This window comes from Streptomyces sp. NBC_01485, from assembly GCF_036227125.1.
Classification (GTDB): Bacteria; Actinomycetota; Actinomycetes; order Streptomycetales; family Streptomycetaceae; genus Streptomyces.
In genome coordinates this window covers 1215803-1234154 of sequence record NZ_CP109435.1, presented here as the reverse complement: position 1 = coordinate 1234154, position 18352 = coordinate 1215803, and the positions used below count along the sequence as shown (strand labels likewise).

Genomic DNA, 18352 nt, shown 5'->3' with positions numbered 1-18352 from the left:
CCTCGGCGAACCCCAGATTTTCCCGCGATCCGGCACGGATCGCGGTCGCTGTCGACCGCCTGGCACTGGCGCGCGACGGCTCATCACGGCCTGGCACTGGCCGCCGTCATGATCCGTAACGCCAGAAAGGCAGGGCTCAATGCCCACCGACGAGCGTTTCCGGCGGCTGGTCGCACGACGCGAGCAGACCGCCCGCGAGCGCGAGGACATCCTCGCCAAGCGCACCGCCATCACCGACCTCGCCGAGGAGGAGGCCCGCGAGGACCTCCTCCCGGAAGAGGACACCGAGTTCCGCGAGCTCACCGGCCAGATCAAGGCCAAGGACGGAGAGCTGAAGCAGCTCGACGAGCGCATCGCGGAGCTGTCCGACGAGGCCGAGCGCAGCCGCACCGTCACCGAGGGCGCTGCCGCGGTGAAGCGGGCCAAGGCCCGCGTGCAGACCGTCCACGAGGCCCGCACCTACGAGCGCGGCAACGGCCGTTCCTACCTCCAGGACCTCGCCCGCGTCCAGCTCCGCATGGACGACGGCCATGCGGAGGAGCGCCTGCGCCGCCACGCGCAGGACGTCCAGACCGACCCCGAGTACCGCGACCTGGACCGCACGGACGGAAACGGCGGCTACTTCGTCCCGCCGCTGTGGCTCATGTCCCAGTTCATCGAGCTGGCCCGCGCCGGTCGCGCGTACGCCAACCTCGCCAACTCGCAGCCGCTGCCGCCTGGCACCGACAGCATCAACATCCCGAAGGTCGCGTCCGGGACGTCGACGGCCATCCAGACCGCCGACAACGCGGGCGTGTCCGAGACGGACATCGATGACGACTTCATCAACGCGCCGGTCAGGACGATCGCCGGTCAGCAGGACATGGCGATCCAACTGCTCGACCAGTCGCCGGTGTCCTTCGACGAGGTCATCTTCCGGGACCTGACGGCCGACCACGCCACGAAGACGGACCTCCAGGTCATCTCGGGCTCCGGATCCTCGGGCCAGGTGCTCGGTGTCCGGGGGACGTCGGGCATCGAGACCGTCACGTACACCGACGGCTCGCCGACCGTGGCGAAGCTGTACAGCAAGGTGGCCGACGGGGTGCAGCGCATCCACACGCTGCGCTTCATGGCGCCGACCGTCATCGTCATGCACCCGCGGCGGTGGGCGTACCTGCTCGCCGCGACCGACAGCACCGGCCGGCCGCTCGTGACGCCGGAGGCGGGCAACCCGCAGAACGCGATCGCCACCCTCGGTGCGGTCGCCGCAGAGCAGGTCGTCGGCCAGATGCACGGCCTCCCGGTCGTCACCGACCCGTCGATGCCGACCACGCTCGGCGCGGGCACCAACCAGGACGTCATCCACGTCCTGCGCGCGTCCGACCTGCTCCTGTACGAGTCGGGCCTGCGCTCCCGGGTGCTTCCGGAGGTCGGTTCCGGCACGCTCACCGTCCGGCTCCAGGTCTACGGGTACCTGGCCTTCACGGCCGGTCGGTACCCGAAGAGCATCGTGGAGATCGGCGGCACCGGTCTGGTGGCACCTACCTTCTGAGCCTGCTCGGGGCCGGGCGGCGGCCCGGCCCCACAGGCGTTCATCTACAACCCGGTGCCCTCATCTGCAACGAGGCCGCCACGATCATCGACAAGGGGTCGTTGCGTGCGGGTCATCGTGGCGGCGGCTGGCCCTCAGACGAAGTGGGGCGGATACCTCGGTGTCCGCTCCCACTTCGCTCCCGCCCGGGCGTTCCTCGGTAGCGGCCTGGTCCTCCCGCTGCTCGAACTGGCGCTCATGCAGGCCGTGTTCTGGTCGCGGGACGTCTGGCTGGTGGCCCCGGGCGACGAGCCGCGCCCGTACGAGAGCCTCGCCCGCTTCTACGGGGCGCGGACGCACGTCGCCCAACCTGGCACCCGGAACGAGTTCGAGTCGACCCGAACCGTGTGGGCTCCCGACCGGACGAACGTGCTGCTGCTCGGCGACGTGTGGTGGACGCCGGAGGCATTCGGCAGGGTGTTCGCGGGCGCGGCCGGCGGCGGCTTCCGGTTCTACGGCCGCGAGCAGGCGTCCACGCTGACCGGCACGCCGTACGGAGAGATCTTCGCCCAGTCCTGGACGGACAGCACCGAGATGGGCCGCCTCACCGACACCGTGCGCAGCGAGCAGGACTCCGGCCGGGCCGACCGCACGAAGCACGGCTGGACGATGCTGCGGATGCTCCAGGGCACCCCGTTGCGCGAGCACCTCGTGCAGCCCCCGTGGTGGGTCGAGGTCGACGACGCCACGGACGACATCGACGTCCCCGCCGACTACCGGCGCCACCCCGCCACCCGCGGCCTGCACAAGGGAGGTTCGGCGTGCGCGTGATCGGCCTGCTGTCCTGGTACGAGGAGCCCGCCCCGTGGCTCGCCGAGTGTGTGGCCGGGCTCGCCCAGATCTGCGACCACCTGGTCGCGGTCGACGGCCCGTACGCGCTCTTCCCGGGCGCGACCCGCAAACCGGCGTCTGGGAGCGAGCAGGCGGACACGATCGCCCGGGCGGCGGCCGGCGCCGGGATGGGCTGCACGGTCCACGTCCCCCGCGAGCCCTGGTGGGGCAACGAAGTTGAGAAGCGCGACTACATGTTCCGGCTCGCGATGACGATGGCGCAGCCGGGCGTCGACTGGCTCCTGCGGGTGGATGCAGACGAGGTGTTCACGCAGGTGCCCATCGACACAAAGAAGGCGCTCGGCGAGACGGACCTCGACGTCGCCGAGGTCGCCCTGTGGGAGCGCGGCGACGGCGAGGACTCCCAGCAGCCGCTGCGCGTGCTGTTCCGGGCGCTGCCCGGTATCCGCATCCAGCAGGCCCACTACGTCGTCACCGTGCCCGGCCTGGACGGCGGCAGCCGTGTCCTCGTCGGCAACGACACCGTGCACCAGGCCGAGACCGCCCTGCCGTTGTGGGACGTCCGCTTGGAGCACCGCACACAGCAGCGCTCAGCGACCCGCCGCGCCCTGAAAGAGCAGTACTACGCCCAACTCCCGCAGATCGAGCAGGTGAGCGAGCTATGACCGAAGTCCGCAACGTCAACGAGGACTACAAGCAGGCGATGATCCGCGAGTGGGAGGCGTACGCGGGGTCTGGTCGTACCGAACGGGCCGACTACGTCGCCGGAGTCCTGCTCGCCGAGTACGACTACGACGTGACCGGCGGGTCCGAGCAGGAGAAGGCGGTCATCCCGTCGGCGCCGGAGAACACCGCCGCCGTGAAGCCGCCGGAGGCCGCGGTCGAGCCGAAGCCCGAGACCGTCCGCCAGGAGTTGGCCCCGGCGAAGAAGACGGCGGCGAAGAAGACGACGGCGGCCGCGCCGACCAAGAACTGACGCTGTGGCGTACGACCTCGGCGACGTCGTCCAGCTGACCGTCACGGTCATCGACGCGTCAGACGACCCGGCGGACGCCGGGAACATGACCCTGACGATCGGGCTGCCGGACGACACTACGGTCACCGTGGACCCGGTGGCCTCGGATACGCCGGGCGTGTACGTCCACGGCTACGCCACTGTGCAGGCCGGGCGGCACACGGTGCGCTGGCTGGCCACCGGCGCGAACGCCATGGCCCACACCGATGTGTTCGACGTGCGCGAGCAGCTGCCCGTCGCGATCGTCTCCCTGGCCCGGGCCAAGACCCAGCTGGAGATCCCGGCGTCGGACACCTCGAAGGATGAGGAACTGCGCGGCTTCGTCAGCGGCGCCACCCTCGCGGTCGAGCGCCATCTCGGCTTCATCGTCGCCCGCCGCACCTTCACCGAGCGCTGCACGCCGGACCGGTACGGCGACGTCCTCCTCAGCAACGTCCCGGTCGTCTCGCTCGTGACGGTGCAGACGCCCGACGCCTCGCAAAGCTGGGATACCGACGACCTTCAGGCCGATCCGGCCACCGGCCAGGTGGAGGTGCTCGCCGGGCCTGCCCTGCGCGCGGGCGTCGACTTCACCTACCGGGCCGGCCTCGCGATCGTTCCCGAGGACTACCAGCTGGCGACGCTCATCATCATCGAGCACCTGTGGGAGACCAAGCGGGGAGCGATGGGCGTGAGTCTCGGCGGCGACAACGAGCCCTGGATGCCAGGACGCGGCTTCGCCATCCCGCGCCGGGCCCTGGAGCTGCTCGATTCGAACCTGCCGGGGGTGGCGTAGATGCCGTGGTCGTCACGAGTGCCTGACGCGATCGACCGGATCGTCGACACCTTCAAGGTCGCGCCGGAGTTCGACGGCGTCACCGTGTGGGACGGCCCGGAACTGTCGAAGGCGACGCCGCAGGAGATGCTCACCGTGGCCTTCACCGGCGACGACAGCGACTCCGACGTCGAGTCCACGAGCACAGCTGAAGGTCTCGGCGGCCGGCCGGACCGGGAGACGTTCACCATCCGGTGCGCGGCAGCCGTCCTGAAGGGGGCCACGGACATGCGGCCAGCGCGCCGCCGCGCCTACGAGCTGTACGCCGCCGCCGGGGCCGTCCTCGCCCGCGACCCCAAGCTCGGCGGGCTCGTTCTGCGCGCCCGTCTTGGCTCGCACACCTTCAAGCAGGTGCAGACCGACCGCGGTGCCCAGGCGCTCATCGTCTTCGGCATCGACGTCGACTCGTTCACGGCCCGCTGACCGGCCGCCGGCGCACGAGCGCCGCGAGTCCGCCGAGCAGGCCGCCCACCACAGCCAGGTTCACGACCGCGTAGGCGAGCGCCCCCACCGCGAACACCCCTACGCCGGCGAGCGAGTGGCCGCCGCGCGCGACGTCCTGCCAGCCCCACTCCGGGACGTCCACGAACCACCAGCGCAGTATCGACATGCCTCGGAGAGTGCCGGGCTGTCGCGCAGCCGTCAACCAGAACAGGAGAGTTCGCGATGGCAGCCCTCGCCACCACCGTGGTCCCCCTCACAGGGGTCCGCTTCGACGACAAGCTCGTGGCAGCCGCAGGCGGCGGCGACACCGCCCAGACCGGTGCCGGGATTTTCCTCGCCGTGAAGAACGCGGACAGCGGCAGTCACACCGTCACCATCGCCACGCCGGAGACGGTCGACGGTCTCGCCGTCGCGGACCGGACGATGGCCGTGGCCGCAGGCCAGACCTTCGTCATCCCGCTCACCGACCGGTACCGCAACCCCTCGACCGGGCGGGCCGCGATCACCTACGACGGCGTCACCAGCGTGACCGTCGGCGTGTTCCGGGTGCCCGCCTGATGGCCGCCACCGTGTGGATGCGGCACCCCAACCTGCCGCCCGAGCAGCTCATCCAGGTGCCGGAGTCGTCCATCCCGCACCACCAGGCCGGCGGCTGGGAGGTCACCGAGGCGCCGCCCAAGCCGAAGTCGGCACCCCGCAAGGCCGCGGAGTCCGCCGACTCGGTGCCGCTCGCGCCGCAGCCGGAAGCCGACGGCGAGTCCGTCGTCCTGGACGACGCTCCTGAAGACCCGGCCCCCGATGCGGAGGCCGCCACCGCGCCGAAGCGCCCCCGCAAGACCACTCCGAAGGCTGAGGAGAGCTGACCCATGGTCGCCACCCCGATCTCCGCGTCGTCCCGGTACATCCCGCCGGGCACGCGCCAGTACTACTACGTGCCGACGATCGCCAGCCTGGCGTCGCCGACCCGCATCGAGCTGGACGCGGGCACCGACCTCACCGGCGAAGTCGCTGACGTGTCCGGCTTCCAGACCACGTCGGAGTCCACCGACACCCCCGACCTCGGCTCGCGCTTCGTGTCGAAGATCCCCGGCCGGATCTCGGCCGACGACTCCTCGATCACGATGTACGCCTCCGAGGACTCGCAGGACGTGCGCCAGCTCCTGCCGCGCGACACGGCGGGGTACATCGTGCAGTTCCCCGAGGGAGACATCGCGGGCCGGACGATGGACGTCTTCCCGGTGAAGGTGGCGTCCGCGCCGAAGATGACGGACGTCGAGGACCCCGCCAAGATCGAAGTCCAGTTCACGATCACGGCGGAGCCCGAAGAGAACGTCACCGTCCCGGCCTGAGGAACCATCATGATCGGGCTCACGATGCGCACCGGCGACGACCTGCGGCGAGTCTCCGCCGGGCTGCGCCGCATGGACAACCCGGAGCTGAAGAAGCGGTTCCGCAAGGAGCTGCGGGCCGTCGCCACGCCGTTCGTGCCGCTCGTGCGCAGCTCCATCAGGTCCATCCCGTCCAAGCGGCCCTACACCGCCGACGGGCTGCGCGGGCGCATGTCCAAGGCCACCCGCGTCGAGGTGCGCACGGTCGGCAAGGACGCGGGCGTCGCGATCCGTGTCGACGGCCGCAAGATGCCCGCCAAGCAGAAGGCCCTCCCCAAGGGCATGGAGGGCACCAAGCGGTGGCGGCACCCCGTCCACGGCAACCGCGAGGTCTGGGTCACCCAGAGCGGTCACCCCTACTTCTTCAAGGTCGTACGGCCTGCCGGCGTCGCCGGACGGCGCGCCGCATCCAAGGTCGTCAACTCCATCACCCGCGACATCCGCTGACCCGCTGACGTCGCCCCTCTGCTGTCGCCCGCCTGGCACTGGCGCTCGACGGCTCATCACGGCCTGGCACTGGCCGCGTCATGATCCGTAACGCCAGAAAGGCACCCCCACCGTGGCCCTGACGAGCACCCAGATCCTCGAAGCTGAGGACACCCAGATCAAGCCCGTGGACGTTCCCGAGTGGGGCGGCGAGGTCCTCGTGCGGGGCCTGACCGGCATCGAGCGCGACGCCTACGAGGCCGGGATCCAGCAGATCCGGCCCAAGCCCGACGGCAGCCGCGAGGTGGTGTTCGTGCGCGACAACGCGCGCGCGAAGCTGCTCGTGAAGTGCCTCATCGACGAGCAGGGCAACCGGCTCTTCAAGGACACCGACGCACCCGCGCTCGGCAAGAAGGCCGGCGCGGTCATCGACCGGCTGTACGACGTGGCAGCCGAGCTGTCCGGCATGGGCGACGCCGTGGAGAAGGAGATCGAGGGAAACTCCGAAGCCGCCCCGAGCGGCGATTCCTCTTCGTCCTCGCCCGAGACCTCGGACGACCTGTCCACGAGCTCCTGAGGTCCATCAGCTCCTACGAGCTGAGCGAGTGGATGGCGCTCTACCGCATCGAGGCGGAAGAGCGTGAGGCGGACGAGAAGAAGGCCATGCAGGGCGGCCCCTCCAAGTCCCGTATGCCGAACCTGTAGCCCGCCGGCCGACCGGCCCCTGACCGCGCACCCGCGCGAGAGGGGAGCGGCGCCGTGGCCACGACCGCGATCGTCTACGCGCTCATCGGCCGCGACCGGGCGTCCGCCACGTTCCGGCAGGTCGGCCGGTCTGCGACCCGGCTGGCGTCGACGTCGTCGAAGGTCGGCGCGGCCATCAAGACGTCTCTCGCGGTCGGCGCGGTCGGAGTTGCCGCGCTCGGTGCGGCCTCGCTGAAGGCCGCGGGCGACTTCGAGAAGAACATGAACCGGGTCGAGGCCCTGTCCGGCGCGACCGGCAAGCAGCTCGACAAGCTCCGCGACCAGGCCAAGGGTTTCGGGAAGACCACGCAGTATGGGGCCGCGCAGTCGGCGGACGCGATGGCGCAGCTCGCCACGGCCGGCCTGGACGTCAACCAGATCTACGGCTCGATGCCGGCCGTGCTGTCCCTGGCGTCGTCGGAGCAGCTCAACCTGACCCGCGCTGCGGAGATCACCACCAACGTCCTCACCGGCTACGGGATGACGATCAAGGAGATCCCGCACGCCGTCGACGCCATGGTGAAGGCCTCCGTCAAGGCCAACACGAGCGTCGACGACCTCGGCGAAGCCTTCAAGTACTCCGGTCCGATCGCGCACCAGGCGGGCATCCAGTTCGAGGAAGCCGTCGCCGCGACTGCCCTGATGGGCAACGCAGGCATCAAGGCGTCCATGGCCGGCACCGCGCTGCGCGGTGCGATCACGCGGCTGCTGTCGCCGACCAAGAAGATCTCGACGACGCTCACCGATCTCGGCGTCAGCGTCGCGACCTCCGACGGCAAGCTGCGGCCGCTCACCTCGATCGTCGACCAGCTCGCGAAGAAAGGCGCGACCACTGGCCAGATCATGACGATCTTCGGTCAGCGGGCTGGCCCCGGCATGGCCGCGCTGATCCAGCAGGGCTCGGCGAAGCTGGCCGGCCTGACGAAGGAGCTGGAGAACTCCGGCGGCACCGCCGACCGCATCTCGAAGATCCAGATGAAGGGTCTGAAGGGTGAGGTAACCAGGCTGAAGAACGCCTGGGAGGGCCTGATGATCGAGGTCGGCGACACCGGCCTGCTGACCGGCGCGACCAAGGCGCTCGCCGGGGTCACGTCGGGAGTCCGGGACCTCGCCGGGTGGGTCGCCGACGACGGTATCCCCAAGGTCAAGGCCTTCGGCAGCACCGTCGCCGACATGATCCCGGTCGAGAAGATCCAGGATCGCGTCGGCCAGGCCAAGCAGCTCGTCGGCGACTTCTGGAGCGGACTGACCGGGTCGAAGCCCGCGAAGGCCGCGAAGGACCTCATGGGGGGCCTGCTCGACACCTCCCCCCACCTGGGCTCCAGCAAGACGGCGGCGGCGCCGAAGGGTCCGGCCCTGGCCCCGCAGCCGCACTACGGCGTCGGGCAGGTCGCCCCAACCACCGGGGTACAGGGTCCGGCGCTCAAGCCGATGCCGCACGGCGGCTCCGGGTCGGTCGCCCCGCTCGTCACCCCGAAGGTCAAGCCGCCCAAGTCCCTCGCCACGCAGATCGGCGAGCAGGTGCGGTCCGCGTTCACCGGCGGCATCAAGAGCGTCGACTGGGGCAAGATCGGCTCGACGATCGGCAGCGGCCTGGCGTCCGGCCTGGAGAAGCTAGCCAACAATGCGATCAAGCTGACGGCCGCGTTCGGGAAGCTGCTCGCCGGGATCGACTGGGTCGGCATCGGCATCAGTTTGGGCAAGTTCGTCCCGTCGCTGCTGCTCGGCTTCATCGTCGGCCTTCTCAATTTCGACATGGTCGGCATGCTCAAGGGCCTCGCCAGCCACTGGCAGGACGTGCTCCTGGCCGTCCTGTTCGTCGCGTTCCTGCCCGCGAAGTGGGCGGGCGCGATCGGCAAACTCCTCGGGAAAATCCCCTTCGTCGGCAAGCTTCTGACCTGGGGATTCGAGGCCTTCACGAAGTTCTCGAAGTCGATCGTCGGCTGGGTCGGCAAGAGCTTCAAATTCCTCGGCTCCGCCTTCATGACGGGCCTGCGCCGCGTGTTCCCCGGGCTCGGCGAGGCCCTGGCCCGCGAGCTCACGCTCCTGCCCACACGCCTCGGCGTCTGGGCAGTCGAGCTCGGCGACCTGGGCCTGCGCGGAGCGCACGCCCTCGGCTCCGGCATCGCCAAGGGCTTCGGCTGGGTCGCTTCGAAGAGCGGCGAGCTGATCGGGTACGCCGTCAAGCCGTTCGCCAAGGCTGGCGGCTGGCTGATCTCCAAGGGCTGGGCGGTCGCCAAGGGATTCGGCTCCGGCATCGCCACCGGCGCGAAGGCCGTCGGTGGCGTGGCGAAGACGTGGATCATCGATCCGGTCGTCGGTGCCTTCAAGTCGTCCGGCTCCTGGCTGATCTCCAAGGGCGCGGCGATCGTCGGTGGTGCGAAGGCGGGCATCGTCACGGGCGCGAAGGCGGTCGGTGGCTTCGCCAAGACGTGGGTCATCGACCCCATCGTGGGGGCGTTCAAGTCGTCCGGGTCGTGGCTGTATGCGCGAGGCGCGGCCGTCGTATCGGGGGCCAAGTCCGGGATCGTCGCGGGCGCGAAGGGCGTCGGCGGCTTCGCCAAGACGTGGATGATCGATCCGGTCGTGGGCGCGTTCAAGTCGTCCGGGTCCTGGCTGGTCTCCAAGGGCGGGGCGATCGTCAGCGGTGCCAAGTCCGGCATCGTCGCCGGGGCGAAGGGCATCGGCTCCTGGGTCGTCAGAAACGTCGTCACCCCTGTCACCAGCACCTTCGCCAAGGCCGGTACGTGGCTGCTGGAGGGGGGCGGCGCCCTGATCTCCGGCATGAAGTCCGGGATCGTCTCCGGGATCAAGGGCATCGGAAAATGGATCAAGTCGACCCTGATCGACCCCGTCGTCAACGCGGTGAAGGACTTCTTCGGCATCCACTCGCCGTCCACCGTGTTCGCCGAGATCGGCGGCTACCTGGTCAGCGGCCTCTTCAAGGGCCTCGCCGCCACCTCCGGCACCGCCATCGCGAAGAAGGTCTTCGGCGACATGCCGTCCGCGCTCGGCTCCATCGTGAAGAAGGGCATCCTGTCCATCACGAGCCTGCCGGGCAAGGCGATGAGCGCGCTGGGGAACCTCGGCGGCAAGCTGGGCGGCTTCTTCAAGGACCTGTTCGGCGGCGGAGGAGGCGGCGGCAGCGTCGGCAAGGGTGCCTCACAGTGGACGCCTCAGGTAGCGCAGGTGCTGTCGATGCTGGGCGTGCCCGCTACCGCGATCGGGCCCGTGCTGAAACGGATCGAGATGGAGTCCGGCGGCAACCCGAACGCCATCAACCTCTGGGACTCCAACGCCAAGGCGGGCCACCCGTCGCAGGGCCTCATGCAGACGATCCCGGGCACGTTCAACGCCTACGCCGGCCCCTTCAAGGGGCGCGGCATCACCGACCCCCTCGCCAACATCTACGCCGGCGTCAACTACGCCATGCACCGCTACGGCGCGGGCTGGCTCAGCGTCATGACCCGGCCCGGCGGCTACGCCCAGGGCACCAAGGGCGGCCTGGCGCCGATCGGCCAGACGGCGTGGGTCGGTGAGAAGGGCGCCGAACTGATGCAGGTCACCCCGAAGGGGACCCGCATCTTGTCCCACAAGGACTCGATGGCCTACGCCAAGACCAACGGCATCAAGGTGCCCGGGTACGCCTCCGGTACCGTCGCCAACGCCCAGGCCAAGGTCAACCAGCGCCGGGCCGAACTGGAGCGCGCTCAGGAACGCCACTACAGCGTGCAGGCCGCGAAGACCCGACTGGCGGCTGCCAAGGCGGAGTTGGCCAACGCGAAGCGGCGCACGACGACCGACGTCGCGAACTACATCGCCAACGGGCTGAAGAAGACCCTGACCACCGGCACGGCGGCAGCGATCAACTCGGCGGTCAAGTCGCTGAACAACCGGTTGCAGAACGCCGGGGCCAACTCGATGGTCGCGGGCAACCTGAAGACGTCCGCGAAGCTTCAGGCCCTCGCCGCCAGCAAGGCGTCCGTCGCGGCGCAGATCACTGCCGCCAAGCAGTTCGCGGTGGACCAGGCCGCGAACATCAGCGACTTCCTCGGCATCAGCGGCTCGACGGCCACCTCGGTCGACGCCCTGATCCAGCAGATGAAGGACCAGCAGAAGACGGCCTCCGACTTCGCTGGGCTCGCCGCGTCACTGAAGGCGCGCGGGGCGTCGAAGGATCTCCTCTCGCAGCTCGCAGCCGCCGGGCCGGGCAGCCAGCTCGCCGGCATCCTCGGCGAGGGCGACGTCTCCAACACCGTCATCACCCAGCTCAACAACCTGGTCGCCTCCGGCAACAGGCTCGCGACGAACTTCGGCAAGTCGATGGCCGACACCATGTACGACGCGGGCACGCAGGCCGGGCGCGGTTTCCTCACCGGCCTCCAAGCCCAGCAGGCCGCGCTCCAGAAGCAGATGGAATCTCTCGCCGACGCGCTGGTCGCAGCGGTGAAGAAGAAGCTGAAGATCAAGTCGCCGTCGGGTGTCTTCCGCGACCAGGTCGGCAAGCAGGTCGCCCTCGGCACCGCGGCAGGCATCGCCGCGCACGTCCCGCACGTCGTGGCCACCGCCCAGCGGATGGCGGACGCCGCAGCCGGGGTCTCCACCCGCCGCGTCGTCATCCCGAGCCCTGCCGCAGCAGTGTCCCGGCGCCCCGCAGAGGCAGGCGATGTCGTCATCAACGCCCGTGTCTTCATCGGCGACCGGGAGATCACGGACATCGTGCGGGTCGAGGCGGAGCCGGTGGCCCGGAAGGCTGCTCAGGCCGCGGTCGACAAGGCCGCCTACCGGGCGAAGGTGGGGCGGCAGACATGACGATCTCCTACATCGCGGCCGGCGCACTGTCGCAGTCGACGGCCACGATCACGCCCGCCTACCCGGCCGGGGCGACGGCCGGGCGGCTCGCGCTCCTCCAGGTCGTTTCCGGTCACCCCACCGACTCGATCCCGTCCACGCCGTCGGGATGGACGCTCGTCGAGAGCTTCTCCGGCGGCGGCGGAAGCTTCGGCTCGGGTACCGGGCCGCGCCGGCTCACCTGGTTCGCTCGCGTCCTGATCGGCTCCGACGCCGCGCCGGCCACAAGCCTGCCCACGGGCACGGGCGAACTACTCGCGGGCCGCATCCACGTGCTGTCGCGCAGCGCGGGCACAGGATGGCGGTGGGCTGCCAGCAGCGGCGAGGACACCTCCAGCGGCACCGGATTCTCGGCCGCCGCCGCGACCGCGCTGACGTGGGCGGTCGGCGACTTCGCGCTGATCGGCTACGCCCTGCCGGTGAGCACGGCCGCACTCAGCGCGGAGGCCATCACCGCGACCGGCATCACCTTCGGCACGGTGACCGAGCGGGCCGACGACCAGATCACCTCCGGCAACGCCGGCCGCCTCGGCGCCGCTACCGGTTCGGTCACCGCCGGGACGGGCACCCAGACCCCCACCCTCGCCGCCACCGCCTCGACGGCGACGACCGGCGTGGCCGGAGTGCTGCGCGTGCGTGAGGCCAGCGCGGCCCTCACCGCGACCGCGCAGGCCGTGTTCCCACCGCGGGTACTGACGTCCGTGACCGGCATGCTCGCCGAGGACATCGTCTCCGCCACCGTGTACCGGGTCCTGGGCACCGACCGCACTGCGGTCCGCGCGGCGAGTGCCGTAGACGTCACCGGCACCGCCGCCCTGTTGCGGGTGGACGCCGAGCAGCCCTTCGGCGTCGCCGTGTCGTATCTCGCCGAGCTCACCGACGTCGGCGGCCTGACGTGGACCGTCACATCGGGCAGCATCACCAGCACCGTCACTGCGGACGTCATCAGCGACGCCGTGCAGGCGCTCGGCGCGGCCGTACGCCTGGAGGCGCCGCTGGAGAAGCAGCGCAGCCGCGACGCCACCGTGTTCAACGTCGGCGGCCGCTACGTCGTCGTGGGCCGCCGCCGGTCGAAGGCGCAGGCCACCATCACGGTCCGCACGGAGACGGAGGCCGACGGCGACGCCCTCGAGGCCGTGCTGGACGGCGCGACCGAAGGCGTCGTCCACCTGCGTAAGCAGACGACCCTGTCGCGCCTCGACGGCTACTTCGCGATCACCGAGGACACGGAGGCCCCCACCTGGTACGACGGCTTCCGCTGGTGGACGCTCACCGCGGTCGAGGTCGAGCCGTGGCCGGAAAGTCTCGAGGCCCGCGGCTTCACCCTCCAGGACATCGCCGACAACTACACCAGCCTCCAGGACATCGCCGACGACAACGCGACCCTGCTGATCCTCGCCCAGAGGTCGTTCTGATGCTGGACATGTCGGATGACGCGCTGGAGGTCGTGCAGCGCTCCTTCACCATGCAGATGCGCGTCGAGTCGTGGCTCGGCGGCGAGCTCCTCTCCGACGACGTGCCCGTCGCCGATGGCAGCGAGGAACGCGACAGCTCCCTCGCCGTCCCCGAACGAGTCACTCTCACCGTCCCCGTGAGAGATCGCGGCGTGTCCTGGGACCCCACCATCGATCCCCGGCATCCGCTCGCCGCGTACGGGCAGCAGCTACGCATCTCCTACGGCGTCGAAGTCGGCGGCGACTTCGAATGGATCACCCGTGGTTGGTTCCTCATCACGGAGTCCTCCGCGGACGGCGACACCGTCAACGTGCAGGCACAGGGCCTCCTCACCCTGGTCGACGAGGCCAAGTTCGCGGCCGCATTCCAGCCGTCCGGCACCCTCGCCAGCACCGTCCGATCTCTCGTCGAACCTGCCCTCACCGTCGAGATCGACGGCACCCTCACCGACCGGTCCATCCCCGTCGGCATGGAATGGGACGACGACCGGCTCGGCGCCCTCAACGAAGTCCTCAACGCCTGGCCCGCCGTCGGCCACGTCACCGAGGACGGCCTGCTGCTCATCGAGCCGCTGACCGACGCAGGAGATCCCGTCCTGTCCGTCACCGACGGTCTCGGCGGCACCGTGGTGCGCTGGCAGTCCACCACCAGCCGCGACGGTGCCTTCAACGTGGTCGTCGCGCAGGGCGAGTCCGCAGCCGGCGTGCAGGTCCAGGGCGTCGCCTACGACTACGACTCGAACAACCCGTACTGGTTCGGCGGGGATTTCAACCCGCTGCCCGTGCCCTACACGTACTCGTCGCCGCTGCTGACCACCGTCGCCCAGTGCCGGGCCGCCGCTGAGGCCACCCTGCAACGGCTGCGCCGCACCTCCTCGAGGAAGCTGACCATCACGATGGTGCCCCACCCCGGCCTCATGATCGGCGACGTGATCTCGGTGACCGGTGGCGGCCTCACCAGCGCACCGTGCGTGATCGAGGTGCTGTCGCTGCCCTACAGCCCCGATGAGATGACCCTGACCGTGAGGGTGCTGTAGCCGTGGCCGACTGGGCAGACACCCGCGTGTCCCTTGCCGGGCGCGGTGCCCTGCGCGGACGGGCCCTGACCACCGTGAGCAGCGGGGCCTGCGTGGTGAGCGTCGGCGGCATCCAGATCAACGTCCGCACGAGCGTCGGACTCACCGTCGCGGTGGGGGACACTCTGCTGATCCAGCGCACCGGGTCCGTCTACTACGCGTTCGCGGTCGCCACGGCCGCGCCCGCCGTGCCCCCGCCGGCCCCGACCGCGCCGGACGCTGCCCCGCCGGACACAGGGGACGCCGCGCCCGCGCCGAAGCCCACCGTCACTACCGGCACCCTGACATGCCCGCCGGTCTCCACTGCCTGCTACCGCGACGGCAGTTGGCGCTCGGACGGCGGCGCGGTGAACAGCTTCGACACCTACCAGGGCCGATACGCCGGATCCTCCTTCGGCCGGATGACGGGCTGCGCCTTCTACGGCAGCAAGCCCCGCAGCATCGCCGGGGCCACCGTCACCCGCGCGACGATCAAAGTACGGCGCCTGACGTCCGGCGACTTCGCCGCCCGCACCGCCACCCTGCGCCTGGTCTCGCAGTCCACCCGGCCCGGCGGCGCACCCACCCTCAACGAGTCCACGTCCGGGCCGTCCCTCGCCGTGAACGCGACGAACAACGCCTTCGTCATCCCCAACTCGTGGGCCCAGGCCATGGTCAACGGCACCCGCGGAGGTCTCGCCATCTCCATCAGCAGCGACAACCCCTACATCCGTCTCGCCGGGCGCAGCTCCTGGAGCGTCGCCTGGACCATGACCATCTCCTGGAGGCGAGGGTGAGCGACGAGACGTCGAAGGGCATCACCTACCCCGAATCGACCGACCACTCGCGGCTGTGGGAATGGTTCCAGACCCTGGCATCTGACGTGGACGCCCTCCTCCTGGGCACGCCCGACGTGCAGGTCTTCACGGCCTCCGGCACCTGGAACAAGCCGGCCGGAGCCCTGTGGACGGTGGTGGAGGTCGTCGGTGCCGGCGGCGGCTCCGGCGGTGTGGGAGTCACCACCGCAGGCCAGGGCTCCTGCTCGGGCGGAGGCGGAGGCGGCGAGTACGCCAAGGGCACCTACGCCGCGTCCGCCCTCAGCGCCAGCGTCGCCGTCACCGTGGGCGCGGCCGGATCCGCCGGTACGACTACCCCCGCAGTTGGAGGGACGGGAGGCACGTCCTCCTTCGGGTCGACCATCACCGCGGTCGGCGGCAGCGGCGGCGCGGCCTGCGTCGGATCGTCCGGCAACCTGTTCGCGGGCGGCGGCGACGGCGGCACCGGCGGCACCGGCGGCGAAATGCGCATGCAGGGAGGAGCCGGAGGCACCGGACTGGTCCTCTCCGGCCTCGCCGTGAAAACGAACTACGGGGGCGCAAGCCACCACTCGGGGTCGGCCCGCGCCAACCCCGGCACATCCGGCGCCCAGGCCGGCACGGTCGGCTACGCGTACGGCGGCGGCGCTTCCGGATCCTCGAACGGCGCGTCCACCTCGGCCAGCGCGGGCGTGGCCGGAGCCGCGGGCGTCGTCATCGTCACCACCTACAAGGCCTGACGTGAGCGTCCCGACGATCGGGCTCATCGTCGAGCAGAGAGACGCATCCGTCATCGAGCAGTGGGACCTTACCACCAGCGTCTACCGCCGCTACGACTGCGGCGCCTTGGTCGAGGAACGTCCCTTCACCGATGCGGAGCTCGCGTCCGTCGCCAAGCAGGCCGCCGACGCCGTCCGCCAGGCCAACACGGTGGCCCTGCTGGCCCGGGCGCGCACCGCGTTCACCAACAACGCCGCCTACCTGGCGAAGGTGGCGGGCGGTACCGCTACGAACGCCGACCACATCGCCCAAGTGCCCGCCCTCACACGACAGATGCAAGCCGTCATCCGCCTCATCGTCGGCTCCGACCTCCTCGACGCCACCGACGACACCGCCACGCAGGCCAGCGCATCCATCCAGACCCGAGCCGGAGGCTGACATGCCCCAACCCACCGTCGGCCGCACCGTCCTGTACCAGCTGTCTGACGACGATGCCCGCCACATCACCCAGCAGCGAGCCACCAACGGCATCAGCGGCAACGCCGCCGCCGAAGGCCAGGTCTTCCCGGCCGTTGTCGTCCGCATCTTCCCCGGCAACCCGCACGACGTCGTCAACCTGAAGGTGCTGCTCGACGGCCCGGACATCTTCTGGGCGACCTCCCGCCACGAGGGCGACGAGCCCGGCACCTGGGCGTGGCCGGAGCGCGTGTGATGGCCCGCCACGATCCCGCAGACCTCGCCCGGACCGCGTACGCCGCATACGGCGAGGCCACCGGCGGCCTCAACTACCAGGGCCTGCCGATGCCCGACTTCAACGACCTCGGCGACACCATCCAACAGGCGTGGATCGCGGCCGCCACCGCCGTCTTCCGGGACGTCACCACCCCGCCACGATCGGAGGGCACCCCATGAGCACAGGGCCCCAGACATTTCCCGGAGCCAGTACGGCCTACTGGTACGGCTCGACGTACCCCGGTTCGGCGATGGAGGTCAACGTCGTCGTCCTCCACACCACGGAGGGGCGGACGCTTCCGGACTACGACAGCGGCGCGGTGGCACCCACGCTGACGGCCCTGCCGGACCTCGCCGCCCGGCGGCTGAAGTGGTACCAGCACTTCCCCATCGACACGTCGGCCCGCGCTCTGGTGAATCTGCCGGGCGGCGTGGAGACGAACACCCTGAACGTGTGCCAGGTGGAAATGGTCGGCACCTGCGACCCGGCCACCCACGCCGCGTGGACCAAGGCGGGGCTCACCCACATCTACTGGCCCGAAGCCCCGGACTGGGCCCTCGCCGAGATCGCTGCGTTCCTGCGGTGGATGCACGTGCAGCACGGCGTGCCGCTCGAGGGACCAGCGGCGTGGCCCGCGTACCCGTCGTCGTACGGAGCGACGTCCGCGCGCATGACCCCCGCTGACTGGGTCGGCTTCGAGGGCGTGTGCGGGCACATGCACGTCCCGGAGAACGCCCACGGCGACCCGGGCTCGATCGACTTCGACCGGCTGCTCGAACTCGCCACGGGCGACGCCCCCACCCCACCCGCTTCCCCCACTAAGGAGTCCGACATGCCCAGTGTCCTCAACAAGCCCAACTCCAACGACACCGCCCTGGCCAGTGGCCGGTGGGTCGAGCTCGCCTTCCAGACCAACGGGGTCATCCTCGCCGGGCCGGTCGCCCACCAGACGATGGTGCACCTGCTGCTCGACGCGCCTGACGGCACGCGCATCGAGGGGCAGTTCTTCCTCACCGACAGCGCGGGCAACAACCCCTCCGACTACCTGGCCAGCGACGCGGCGGGCCCGGAGGGCTGCCAGTTCCACGCCAACGGGCAGGTGCCGGCCGGGAAGCAGCTGCACTTCAAGGTGCGCGCCACCAGCCCCGACGGCAGCGACGTACCGCTCCTGCACCGCGTCGCCTCCGGCCTCTTCTGGGAGGTGACGTCGTGACGACCCCGGCCCTCTTCACCAGCTTCATGCGGACGGTCGTCCCGATCGCCGCAGGCCTGGTCCTCTCCTGGCTCGCCCGGACGGGCCTGAACGTCTTCGACAGCGCGACCGTCACCATGTGGGTCACGTCCGGCCTCACCGCCGCCTACTACGCCGTCTTCCGGCTCTTGGAGGCGGGCGCCGGACGCATCGGATGGTCCTGGCTGCGCAAGGCAGCCGGCGTGCTGCTCGGCTGGGCTCGACCTCCGCAGTACCCCGCCGAGCCGACGGGCGGGACCACCAACGTCACCGCTCTTTGAGCAGACCCCAGCAGGT

General features: G+C 70.4%; 22 protein-coding genes. 21 read left to right on the top strand and 1 reads right to left on the bottom strand.

Going from position 1 to position 18352, the window contains the following annotated elements; all coding sequences use genetic code 11:
• The first annotated feature begins 139 nt into the window (after nucleotides 1-139).
• The 6 genes from OG352_RS05225 to OG352_RS05200 all read left to right on the top strand — a co-directional run bounded on the left by OG352_RS05225 (nucleotide 140) and on the right by OG352_RS05200 (nucleotide 4617).
• Nucleotides 140-1534, top strand: a complete 1395-nt coding sequence (locus tag OG352_RS05225; RefSeq protein ID WP_329214810.1) for a phage major capsid protein — start codon at nucleotides 140-142, stop codon at nucleotides 1532-1534.
• Between the two features lie 105 nt (nucleotides 1535-1639).
• Nucleotides 1640-2344 carry a hypothetical protein gene (locus OG352_RS05220; RefSeq protein ID WP_329214808.1) on the top strand — a complete coding sequence of 235 codons (705 nt, stop codon included), beginning with the start codon at nucleotides 1640-1642 and terminating at the stop codon, nucleotides 2342-2344.
• A complete protein-coding gene (locus tag OG352_RS05215; RefSeq protein WP_329214806.1) occupies nucleotides 2335-3030 on the top strand; it encodes a hypothetical protein in 696 nt (231 codons plus the stop codon). The genes OG352_RS05220 and OG352_RS05215 overlap by 10 nt, the downstream gene beginning before the upstream one ends.
• A complete protein-coding gene (locus tag OG352_RS05210; protein WP_329214804.1) occupies nucleotides 3027-3341 on the top strand; it encodes a hypothetical protein in 315 nt (104 codons plus the stop codon). Before OG352_RS05215 ends, OG352_RS05210 begins: the two co-directional genes overlap by 4 nt.
• Before the next feature lie 4 nt (nucleotides 3342-3345).
• Nucleotides 3346-4155, top strand: coding sequence for a hypothetical protein (locus tag OG352_RS05205; RefSeq protein WP_329214802.1), 810 nt, complete (start codon nucleotides 3346-3348; stop codon nucleotides 4153-4155).
• A gap of 18 nt (nucleotides 4156-4173) precedes the next feature.
• Nucleotides 4174-4617, top strand: a complete 444-nt coding sequence (locus OG352_RS05200) for a hypothetical protein (protein ID WP_329214800.1) — start codon at nucleotides 4174-4176, stop codon at nucleotides 4615-4617.
• Here the strand turns inward: OG352_RS05200 and OG352_RS05195 are convergent.
• Complete coding sequence (locus OG352_RS05195) at nucleotides 4604-4804, bottom strand: hypothetical protein (RefSeq protein ID WP_329214799.1); 201 nt, start codon at nucleotides 4802-4804, stop codon at nucleotides 4604-4606. The two genes, OG352_RS05200 and OG352_RS05195, sit on opposite strands and share 14 nt — an antisense overlap.
• A 56-nt stretch (nucleotides 4805-4860) precedes the next feature.
• Here OG352_RS05195 and OG352_RS05190 point away from each other — a divergent pair, with 56 nt between their 5' ends.
• The 15 genes from OG352_RS05190 (at nucleotide 4861) to OG352_RS05120 (ending at nucleotide 18336) form a co-directional block, all read left to right on the top strand.
• Nucleotides 4861-5196: a hypothetical protein gene (locus OG352_RS05190; RefSeq protein WP_329214798.1), complete on the top strand. Its 336-nt coding sequence runs from the start codon at nucleotides 4861-4863 to the stop codon at nucleotides 5194-5196.
• The gene (locus tag OG352_RS05185; RefSeq protein WP_329214797.1) at nucleotides 5196-5501 is read left to right on the top strand and encodes a hypothetical protein; all 306 of its coding nucleotides are present in this window, start codon (nucleotides 5196-5198) and stop codon (nucleotides 5499-5501) included. Before OG352_RS05190 ends, OG352_RS05185 begins: the two co-directional genes overlap by 1 nt.
• Before the next feature lie 3 nt (nucleotides 5502-5504).
• The gene (locus OG352_RS05180) at nucleotides 5505-5987 is read left to right on the top strand and encodes a phage tail tube protein (protein WP_329214795.1); all 483 of its coding nucleotides are present in this window, start codon (nucleotides 5505-5507) and stop codon (nucleotides 5985-5987) included.
• A gap of 9 nt (nucleotides 5988-5996) precedes the next feature.
• The gene (locus tag OG352_RS05175) at nucleotides 5997-6473 is read left to right on the top strand and encodes a hypothetical protein (RefSeq protein ID WP_329214793.1); all 477 of its coding nucleotides are present in this window, start codon (nucleotides 5997-5999) and stop codon (nucleotides 6471-6473) included.
• Between the two features lie 112 nt (nucleotides 6474-6585).
• Nucleotides 6586-7029, top strand: coding sequence for a hypothetical protein (locus OG352_RS05170; RefSeq protein WP_329214791.1), 444 nt, complete (start codon nucleotides 6586-6588; stop codon nucleotides 7027-7029).
• A gap of 182 nt (nucleotides 7030-7211) precedes the next feature.
• Nucleotides 7212-12008, top strand: a complete 4797-nt coding sequence (locus OG352_RS05165) for a phage tail tape measure protein (protein WP_329214789.1) — start codon at nucleotides 7212-7214, stop codon at nucleotides 12006-12008.
• Complete coding sequence (locus OG352_RS05160) at nucleotides 12005-13462, top strand: hypothetical protein (RefSeq protein WP_329214788.1); 1458 nt, start codon at nucleotides 12005-12007, stop codon at nucleotides 13460-13462. The genes OG352_RS05165 and OG352_RS05160 overlap by 4 nt, the downstream gene beginning before the upstream one ends.
• The gene (locus OG352_RS05155; protein ID WP_329214786.1) at nucleotides 13462-14538 is read left to right on the top strand and encodes a DUF5047 domain-containing protein; all 1077 of its coding nucleotides are present in this window, start codon (nucleotides 13462-13464) and stop codon (nucleotides 14536-14538) included. Before OG352_RS05160 ends, OG352_RS05155 begins: the two co-directional genes overlap by 1 nt.
• A gap of 2 nt (nucleotides 14539-14540) precedes the next feature.
• Nucleotides 14541-15353 (top strand): hypothetical protein, encoded by an 813-nt coding sequence (locus OG352_RS05150; RefSeq protein WP_329214784.1) that lies wholly within the window; start codon nucleotides 14541-14543, stop codon nucleotides 15351-15353.
• On the top strand, nucleotides 15350-16111 hold the full coding sequence (locus OG352_RS05145; RefSeq protein ID WP_329214782.1) for a glycine-rich domain-containing protein: 762 nt from the start codon (nucleotides 15350-15352) through the stop codon (nucleotides 16109-16111). Before OG352_RS05150 ends, OG352_RS05145 begins: the two co-directional genes overlap by 4 nt.
• A gap of 1 nt (nucleotide 16112) precedes the next feature.
• Nucleotides 16113-16529: a hypothetical protein gene (locus tag OG352_RS05140; RefSeq protein WP_329214780.1), complete on the top strand. Its 417-nt coding sequence runs from the start codon at nucleotides 16113-16115 to the stop codon at nucleotides 16527-16529.
• A 1-nt stretch (nucleotide 16530) separates the two neighbouring features.
• Nucleotides 16531-16803 carry a hypothetical protein gene (locus OG352_RS05135; protein ID WP_329214778.1) on the top strand — a complete coding sequence of 91 codons (273 nt, stop codon included), beginning with the start codon at nucleotides 16531-16533 and terminating at the stop codon, nucleotides 16801-16803.
• Nucleotides 16803-17003, top strand: coding sequence for a hypothetical protein (locus OG352_RS05130; RefSeq protein ID WP_329214776.1), 201 nt, complete (start codon nucleotides 16803-16805; stop codon nucleotides 17001-17003). Before OG352_RS05135 ends, OG352_RS05130 begins: the two co-directional genes overlap by 1 nt.
• A complete protein-coding gene (locus OG352_RS05125) occupies nucleotides 17000-18037 on the top strand; it encodes a hypothetical protein (RefSeq protein WP_329214774.1) in 1038 nt (345 codons plus the stop codon). The genes OG352_RS05130 and OG352_RS05125 overlap by 4 nt, the downstream gene beginning before the upstream one ends.
• Entirely contained in the window at nucleotides 18034-18336 is a 303-nt protein-coding gene (locus tag OG352_RS05120; protein WP_329214772.1) for a hypothetical protein, read from the top strand. The genes OG352_RS05125 and OG352_RS05120 overlap by 4 nt, the downstream gene beginning before the upstream one ends.
• The last annotated feature ends 16 nt before the right edge of the window (nucleotides 18337-18352 follow it).